The 6,443-nt window shown below is 68.2% G+C and carries 7 protein-coding genes; 5 read left to right on the forward strand and 2 right to left on the reverse strand.

What is annotated here, in order from left to right; genetic code table 11:
- On the forward strand, positions 1 to 272 hold a 272-nt coding region (locus D7Y13_RS36365; protein WP_147452578.1), incomplete at its 5' end, for a peptidylprolyl isomerase.
- Between the two features lie 9 nt (positions 273 to 281).
- Here D7Y13_RS36365 and D7Y13_RS36370 read toward each other — a convergent pair.
- A complete protein-coding gene (locus tag D7Y13_RS36370; protein ID WP_120537876.1) occupies positions 282 to 1,403 on the reverse strand; it encodes an HD domain-containing phosphohydrolase in 1,122 nt (373 codons plus the stop codon).
- Positions 1,404 to 1,649: 246 nt separating this feature from the next.
- Between D7Y13_RS36370 and D7Y13_RS36375 the strand changes: the two genes are divergently transcribed.
- The 4 genes from D7Y13_RS36375 (at position 1,650) to D7Y13_RS36390 (ending at position 5,833) form a co-directional block, all read left to right on the forward strand.
- Positions 1,650 to 2,651, forward strand: coding sequence for an NAD(P)H-dependent amine dehydrogenase family protein (locus D7Y13_RS36375; RefSeq protein ID WP_120537877.1), 1,002 nt, complete (start codon positions 1,650 to 1,652; stop codon positions 2,649 to 2,651).
- 20 nt (positions 2,652 to 2,671) lie between these two features.
- Positions 2,672 to 3,121 (forward strand): MaoC family dehydratase N-terminal domain-containing protein, encoded by a 450-nt coding sequence (locus D7Y13_RS36380; protein ID WP_120537878.1) that lies wholly within the window; start codon positions 2,672 to 2,674, stop codon positions 3,119 to 3,121.
- The gene (locus D7Y13_RS36385; RefSeq protein ID WP_120537879.1) at positions 3,121 to 3,813 is read left to right on the forward strand and encodes a MaoC family dehydratase; all 693 of its coding nucleotides are present in this window, start codon (positions 3,121 to 3,123) and stop codon (positions 3,811 to 3,813) included. Before D7Y13_RS36380 ends, D7Y13_RS36385 begins: the two co-directional genes overlap by 1 nt.
- Before the next feature lie 175 nt (positions 3,814 to 3,988).
- Positions 3,989 to 5,833 carry an acyl-CoA dehydrogenase gene (locus D7Y13_RS36390; RefSeq protein ID WP_120537880.1) on the forward strand — a complete coding sequence of 615 codons (1,845 nt, stop codon included), beginning with the start codon at positions 3,989 to 3,991 and terminating at the stop codon, positions 5,831 to 5,833.
- A gap of 91 nt (positions 5,834 to 5,924) precedes the next feature.
- Here D7Y13_RS36390 and D7Y13_RS36395 read toward each other — a convergent pair whose 3' ends face one another.
- Positions 5,925 to 6,380, reverse strand: coding sequence for an ExbD/TolR family protein (locus D7Y13_RS36395; RefSeq protein WP_120537881.1), 456 nt, complete (start codon positions 6,378 to 6,380; stop codon positions 5,925 to 5,927).
- Positions 6,381 to 6,443 lie beyond the last annotated feature (63 nt).

Here is a 6,443-nt window from a genome sequence, read left to right on the forward strand (position 1 = left end):
GTGGGGATCCACGCGGGGACGGGGAGGGCGGCCCGGGGCACTCCATCCGCTGTGAGATGACGCGCCGGCCGTACACGCGCGGCGTCGTGGGCATGGCGCTGTCGGGCAAGGACACCGGCGGCAGCCAGTTCTTCTTCACCCACGCACCACAGCCACACCTGGACGGCCGCTACACGGTGTTCGGCGAGGTCGTCGCCGGCATGGACACGGTGGATGCGCTGCTGGAGGGCACGGTCATCGACGACGTCATCGTCGGCACGCACGCCCCGTAGGACGAAACTTCAGGCCCCGCTGGCGCGCGCGGGCTCCGTCTCGCCCTTCGCGTTGAGCTGCCCGCCGTTCCACCGGCGGTTCTCCGCCTCCTCCATCACCTCCACCTCGCGGCGGATGCGGGCCCACTCCGTCTCCGGCAGGTTGAGGAAGGCCTCCGCGAGCGCCGGATCGAACTGCGTGCCCGCGCAGCGGCGCACCTCGTCGCGCGCCACGCTCATGGGGCGGCCCTTGCGATAGGGGCGGTCGGAGGTGATGGCGTCCAGCGTGTCCACGAGACAGAAGATGCGCGCGCCCACGACGATGTCCGCGCCCTTGAGCCCCAACGGATAGCCCTTGCCGTCCCAGCGCTCCTGGTGCTGCAGGACGATGAGCGCCGCCTCGTGCAGATAGGGCATCTTCGCCAGCATCCGGTAGCCGAACTCCGGGTGCTGCTTCATCTCCACCCACTCGTCCGGCGTCAGCGGGCCGGGCTTGAGCAGGATGGAGTCGCGCACGCCAATCTTCCCGATGTCGTGCAACAGCGCGCCCTGTTCCACCACGTCCAGCGCCGGTCCGGAGAGGCCGATCTCCTGCGCCAGCCGCCGCGCGTACAGCGACACGCGCCGCGAGTGCCACTGCGTCTCCGTGTCCCGGTAGTCCAGCGCGCTGATGAGCCCGTCCAGCAGCCCCGCGGTGCGCTCGATGACCCGGCGCTCCAGGTCCTGGTTGATCTCCAGCAGCTCCTCGTTCTTGTCCGCCACCTCGCGCGTCAGCCGCTCGTTGGCCTCCACCAGCCGGCGATGCTCCACCGCCTGCCGCACGCTGCTCGTCAGCTCGCTCAACGCCCACGGCTTGCCCAGCAGGCGGAACACCTCACCCCGGTTCACCGCCTCCGACGCTATCTTGAAGTCCGCCGCCGCGGTCAGCATCAGCCGCACCGCCTTGGGGTTCTTCTCCCGGAGCGCGGACAGCAGCTCGACGCCGTTGAGGTACGGCATCATGAAGTCCGTCAGCACCACGTCGAAGCCCTGCTCTCGCGCCGCCAGCACCGGGTCGCTGTGCGTCACGACCTGGTAACCCTCGGCCTGGAGGATGCGGGACAGCGCGGCGAGGATCAGCACGTCGTCGTCCACCACGAGGATTCGAGCCATGGATCCGCACGCTCCGAGCGAGTCAGCTGCGTTATTCTCAGAGTCTTATAGCCGGTTCGAAGGCAGCCAGACAGGCCCCCCCAAGCTTTCCAGTGCCGCTAAACCACCGGAATTCTTGAAGATTCACTGAAACCCGTGGTCTCCGGACTCCACGTCACGCTTGCCTGCCTGCGGAAGCGTGTTCTATGGTGCATGCCTACCCGCCGTAAATGCTTGTAACCCCTTGGAATTCGGGAGCAATTTCCGATGGCTAAAGCCCCTGATGGGCCAGTGCCGGTCGTGGTGATGGGGCTGGGGTTCATCGGGCAGGAGATTGCCAAGGCGGCCCTGTCATCCCAGGAAGTGGAGCTCATCGGGGCGGTGGATCCGCAGCCGACGCTGGTGGGGCGCCCGCTGGGTGACGTGCTGGGGCAGGCGGGTCCGCGCTTCAAGATCTCCGAGTCGCTGGAGCGCGCGGTGGGGCGCCGCAAGGGCGTGGTGGTGCTGCACGCCACCAGCTCGCGGCTCGCGCAGGTGATGGACCAGCTGATGGAGGCGCTGAAGCTGGGCCTTCCGGTGGCGAGCACCTGCGAGGAGCTGGCGTTCCCGTACCTCAAGTACCCGGAGCTGGCGGAGAAGCTGGAGCGCGCGGCGCAGAAGGCGGGCGTCGCCATCGTGGGCACCGGTGTCAATCCGGGCTTCGTGCTCGACCGGCTGGTGGCCACCGCGGGGCAGGTGTGCGGCCCGGTGCGCAAGGCGACGGTGAGCCGGGTGGTGGACGCGCGCACGCGGCGTGAAGCCCTGCAGCGCAAGGTGGGCGCGGGCCTGTCGGAGGAGGAGTTCTTCGACCTGGTGGACCGCGAGGAGCTGGGCCACGTGGGCCTGATTGAGTCCGCGGCGCTGGCCGCGCTGGGCCTGGGCCTGGACTGCGACGACTTCGAGGAGGAGGTCGCGCCCGTGTTCGCCGAGGAGGACATCACCGGCGGCGCATTTGTGGTGAAGAAAGGCCGCGTCGCGGGCATGTTCCAGTCCGTGGTGGGTTTGGAGGAGGGTCAGGAGCGGGTGCGCCTGGAGCTGACCATCGCGGTGGGGGCGGAAGATCCAAGGGACCGCATCGAAATCGACGCGGACCCCAGACTGGTGCTGGAAATCCCGGGGGGAGTGGCGGGCGACCGGGCCACCGCGAACGCGCTGGTGAATGCCGCGCCACGATTGACGGCCGCGGAAGCAGGGCTCCTGACGGTGCTCGAGCTTCCGGCAGGCCGCTGAAGACTCATCAGGAGAGGGAAATGCTGGACAAGAATGCGATTGGCCGCGCCTCGCCGCCGACGCTCAACGAGGTGGAGAAGGGCGCCATCCGGCGCTTCGCCGAGGCGATTGGCGACTACAATCCCATCTACTACGACGAGGAGTACGCTCGCGCGTCGGGCTACCCCACCATCGTCGCGCCGCCCACGTTTCCCGCGTCGTTCCATTCCGCCGCGGACCTGCGGGAGCTCCTGGGGGTGGGCATCAAGAGCCTGCTGCACGCCGAACAGGGGTTCGACTACGAGCGGCCCATCTTCGCGGGGGACCGCATCTACGTGTCCACCCGCGTCTCGGATGTCTTCGAGCGGCCCAACATGTCCGGGAAGATGGACATCGCGGTCATCGAGGACGAAGGCCGTGACGAGGAGGGCAACCTCGTCTTCCGCGCCCGCCGCACGCTCGTCGTCCGGGCCGCCAAGGAGAACGTTTGATGCCCGCGCGCAAGCTCTACTTCGAATCCATCCGCGTCGGTGACGAGCTTCCGGCGCTGGCCAAGGCCCCGGTGGACCGCGTGCAGCTGTCCCGGTACGCGGGCGCCTCCGGCGACTACAACCCGGTGCACGTGGACGAGCTGTACGCCAAGAGCGTGGGCATGCCGTCCGTCTACGCCCCGGGCATGCTCGTCATGGGCATGCTCGGCCAGCTCATCAGCGACTGGGCGCGCGGCGGCCAGCTGCGCCGCTACAACGTCCGCTTCATCAAGATGGTGTGGCCGGGCGACACCGTGGTCTGCAAGGGCCGGGTGAGCGACCGCCACGGCTCCGGCGGCCGGTACTTCGTCGAAATCGACCTCTGGGCGGAGAACCAGAAGGGCGAGCTCGTCATGAAGGGCGGCTCGCAGATCCAGCTCTTCTACTCCCTGGAGGACGAGAACCGGCAGCGCTCCGGCCAGTCCCCCATCGTGGTGGAGGTGCCTCGCGAAAGCCTGGTCGTCCCGGCCCCCCAGGCCTCGACTTCGGAAGCCGCCACCTCCAGCGCCCCCTCCGCCCCTGAAGAAGAGGACGACGAGGACGAGGACTCGGACGAGCCCAGGACTGGCGCCTCGTCCAAGAAGACGGCCCCCCGGGAGAAGCCCGCCGCCAAGACGGCCTCTCTCCCGGTCGCGAAAAAGGCCAAGAAGTAGGCGTTTACAGCGCAGGTCCCGCGTCCGAGAAGGGCGGCTTCGACCGCTGCTCAACGCGGGGTGTCATTCAGGGTTGACTCAAAAATCAGCCGACGCCACACTTCCTGAGTTAGATGGGCCGCTGACCCCTTCCCGCCAAACGGGAGGGGCAGCGAGCCCCCACGCAGGAGTGGCCATGTCCGCCGGCATCAACACCTACAAGACCGACCTTCGAGAGATCTTCTTCACGCTGTTCGAGCAGTTCGGCTTCGGCCAGGTCGCGGGTCAGGCACCCTTCGACGCCTGGGGTTCGGACGAGGCGAAGGCGGTGCTCACGGAGACGTACCGCTTCGCGCGCGAGGTGCTGGGGCCCCTCAACTCGGTGGGTGACCGCGAGGGTTGCCGGGTGGAGAACGGCGCCGTCTTCACGCCGACGGGCTTCAAGGACGCGTGGGTGAAGCTCTACGAGCAGGGCTTCAAGACGGTGGGCGTGAGCCCGGACCACGGCGGCCAGGGCGCGCCGATGATGCTCCAGGTGACGGTGGAGGAGATCCTCTCCGGCGCCAACTCCGCCTTCAACATGTACCCGGGCCTGGCGTTCGGCGCGGCGGAAGTCATCGCGGAGTGCGGCACGCCCGCGCAGCAGAAGCAGTTCGTGGAGCGCATGCTCAACGGCACGTGGGGCGGCACCATGTGCCTCACCGAGCCGCACGCCGGCTCCGACGTGGGCGCGGCCAAGTCCACCGCGCGCCGCAACGCGGACGGCACGTACAGCATCCGGGGCACGAAGATCTTCATCTCCGGCGGCGACCACGACATGGCCGGCAACATCATCCACCTGGTGCTCGCGCGCGTGGACGGCGCTCCGGCCGGCACCAAGGGCCTGTCGCTGTTCATCGTCCCCAAGCTGCGCATCAACGAGGACGGCTCCGCGGGCAAGTCCAACGACGTGGCGGTGGCGTCCATCGAGCACAAGATGGGCATCAACGGCTCGGCCACCTGTGTCCTCAACTTCGGTGAGAACGACGCGTGTCTGGGCGAGCTCGTCGGCACCGTCGAGCACGTCGGCATGAGCCAGATGTTCAAGATGATGAACGGCGCGCGCATCGCCGTGGGCATCCAGGGCGTGAGCCTCGCGTCGGCCGCGTACTACAACGCGCTGGACTACGCGAAGGACCGCAAGCAGGGCTCGCACTTCACCAAGTGGAAGGACCCGTCCGCGCCCCGCGCCGCCATCATCGAGCACCCGGACGTCCGCCGCATGCTGCTGGAGATCAAGGCGCACGTGGAGGGCATCCGTTCGCTGATCATCAAGCTGGCCATGCACCTGGACAAGGCGCGGCAGCTGGCTGGCAAGGACGACGACGCGGCCAGCTACCACCGGGGCCAGGTGGAGGTGCTGACGCCGCTGGTGAAGTCCTACGGCTCCGACCAGGCCTTCCGCCTGTGCGCGCAGGCCATCCAGGTGTACGGCGGCGCCGGCTACATCCAGGACTACCCGGTGGAGCAGTACACTCGCGACTCGAAGATCTTCTCCATCTACGAGGGCACCAACCACATCCAGGCCATGGACCTGGTGGGCCGCAAGATGGGCCAGGCGGGTGGCGCGCACTTCCAGCAGTTCATGGGCGACGTCGGCAGCTTCGTGGAAGCGCACCGCGAGCACCCGGTGCTGGGCGAGGCCGTGAAGACGCTGGCCGGCGCGCAGGAAGGCCTGATGTCCAGCGCGATGGCGCTGTTCGGCTGGTCGCAGGACCAGGGCCGCTTCCCGCTCATCCCGCTGTCCGCCAACCGCTTCCTCAACATGATGTCGGAAGTGGCCGTGGGCTGGCTGCTGCTGGACGCGGCCGTCATCGCGGAGAAGGCGTCCGCCTCCGTGGCCGCGGACCACCCGGACAAGGCGTTCTACGACGGCAAGAAGTTCAGCGCCCTCTGGTACGCGCGCAACGTGCTGCCCAACGTGGAGTACGCCGCGCGCCTCATCGCCACCGAGGACACGTCCCCCATGGACATCACCGACGCGGCGTTCGCGTCCGTCTAGTCCTCACCGTTCCCGGCTGAAAATCGAAAGGCCCTCCGGCATCCGTGCCGGGGGGCCTTTTTCTTTCGAGCGGAGGGGGGAGGGACGGAGGCTAGTTGCCTTCGCGCACGCCGATGGCGAGCTGTCCCAGGCCGGCCTGCTTCGCCAGCTCCATCACCTGCACCACCGTGCCGTGGGACACGCCCTCATCCGCCTGCACGATGACCACGGTGTCGGGGTTCAGCTCCTTGGCCTTGTCGAAGGCCTGCTTCAACTCCGCCTCCGCGACGACGTTGCCCGCGAGCACGAAGCGGCCGTCCGACAGCACCGCCACGGAGATGTCCGTGGTGCGCGCGGTGACGTCCGCGGCGCCGCCCTTGGGCAGGTTCACCTTCAGGCCCGTCTTGGTGCCGCCGCCCGGCCCCTGCTGGGTGATGACGGTGCTGGTCACCATGAAGATGATGAGCAGCACCAGCATCACGTCCGTCAGCGGCGTGATGTTGATCTCCGCGAAGCCCGCGCCGTCGCCTTCATCGTCGGAGGAGCCCGGCGTCTTTCCCATGGCCATGGTGGACGTTCTCTCCTGCTACGACGAGGCGGGCTGCGGATCCGGGCGGGGCGGCGCGGGCTT

The sequence above is a fragment of the Corallococcus praedator genome, assembly GCF_003612125.1.
Classification (GTDB): Bacteria; Myxococcota; Myxococcia; order Myxococcales; family Myxococcaceae; genus Corallococcus; species Corallococcus praedator.

Coding starts and splice junctions, on each gene's coding strand:
- D7Y13_RS36370 (WP_120537876.1), bottom strand. CDS start 1,403: ATGGCTCGAATCCTCGTGGTGGACGACGACGTGCTGATCCTCGCCGCG.
- D7Y13_RS36375 (WP_120537877.1), top strand. CDS start 1,650: ATGGCTAAAGCCCCTGATGGGCCAGTGCCGGTCGTGGTGATGGGGCTG.
- D7Y13_RS36380 (WP_120537878.1), top strand. CDS start 2,672: ATGCTGGACAAGAATGCGATTGGCCGCGCCTCGCCGCCGACGCTCAAC.
- D7Y13_RS36385 (WP_120537879.1), top strand. CDS start 3,121: ATGCCCGCGCGCAAGCTCTACTTCGAATCCATCCGCGTCGGTGACGAG.
- D7Y13_RS36390 (WP_120537880.1), top strand. CDS start 3,989: ATGTCCGCCGGCATCAACACCTACAAGACCGACCTTCGAGAGATCTTC.
- D7Y13_RS36395 (WP_120537881.1), bottom strand. CDS start 6,380: ATGGCCATGGGAAAGACGCCGGGCTCCTCCGACGATGAAGGCGACGGC.